This window comes from Pseudoalteromonas sp. SIMBA_162 (assembly GCF_046535955.1).
GTDB classification, from domain to species: domain Bacteria; phylum Pseudomonadota; class Gammaproteobacteria; order Enterobacterales; family Alteromonadaceae; genus Pseudoalteromonas; species Pseudoalteromonas marina.
Genome location: NZ_JAWJBQ010001152.1, coordinates 1 through 238, shown reverse-complemented (window position 1 = coordinate 238; position 238 = coordinate 1). Strand labels below are relative to the sequence as shown.

The following is a 238-nucleotide window of genomic DNA, read 5'->3' as shown; positions in this document are numbered from 1 at the left end:
CGAGCGGCAAGACCGTCACCGCCGTGCAGATCGCCGGCCTCGTCGCCCGCCGGATCCTCTGCTACGTGCGCGCCGGCGAGCCGCTGTCGCGCGGCCAGCGCTACGGTTTCATCCGCTTCGGTTCGCGCGTCGACGTGTACCTGCCGCTCGGCAGCCGCGCGAAGGTCTCGATCGGCGAGAAGGTCTACGCGTCGTCGACGATCCTCGCCGAGCTCGAACAGTAACCGGCGGAGCCCAC

1 protein-coding gene is annotated in these 238 nt (G+C 70.6%); it reads left to right on the top strand.

The features are described from left to right. The coding region (locus R0J88_RS23290) for a phosphatidylserine decarboxylase (protein ID WP_410901359.1) at nucleotides 1-224 on the top strand (224 nt) is incomplete at its 5' end. Nucleotides 225-238: the final 14 nt, after the last annotated feature.